The 686-nt window shown below is 34.8% G+C and carries 1 protein-coding gene; it reads right to left on the bottom strand.

Annotated features, from left to right (window positions below):
• Positions 1-47: 47 nt before the first annotated feature.
• Positions 48-686, bottom strand: a 639-nt coding sequence (locus tag A9G36_RS02145) for a hypothetical protein (protein WP_065585347.1), incomplete at its 5' end; no start/stop codon positions are given.

The following is a 686-nucleotide window of genomic DNA, read 5'->3' as shown; positions in this document are numbered from 1 at the left end:
CCCCGCAAATCTTAAACTTAACAGTAATCTAATGAATTAAAATAACTTTATAAAAGATAATTACCACTTTCCGCACGGATCAATTTTAATCTACCATCCGACTTAATATTGTAATAATGACTTCCTAAAGCAGGTCTACTACCCGTTACCGCGGGTTCAATTTCGCTATAATTAGGATATAGACTATAAATATCTTTATTTTTTATCCAATTTGGCACATTTTCTAAATGGTAGGTAAACGTAACCATACGCATGCCTTTAAGTTGATTATCCACATCTATAATTTTTTCTACCACAACCCGACCAAAGCAGAAGTTAGTCCCCCCCCACCAATCTACGTATTTACGACCTTCATCCGTTAAATTATAACGGTACAGTGGCTTATCGCCGTCATGACCAACCAGCTCTTCAGTAAATAATCCCTCTTTAGCATAGAGGGATAGTTTTAAGTTTAATCTTCTATTTTGTTTTACTTTATCATAAGGCTCTTTCGGATCAATTTCGCCTTCAACATAGTGAATAGTATAAGGATACATATCCTCAGTTAAATCCCCCACTGCTAAGCAAGATTTTTTATTTCCTGTTGGGTTATTAATATCGTTTTCCCTTTGAATTCGCGTTTTATAATCGGTAAAATCGCACCCTGTCAGTAACGATAACATCAGTAAACTACTACCTAATATTAA

Source organism: Gilliamella sp. Choc6-1, assembly GCF_001690385.1.
Classification (GTDB): domain Bacteria; phylum Pseudomonadota; class Gammaproteobacteria; order Enterobacterales; family Orbaceae; genus Gilliamella; species Gilliamella apicola_A.
This window is presented reverse-complemented; position numbering and strand designations above follow the sequence as displayed.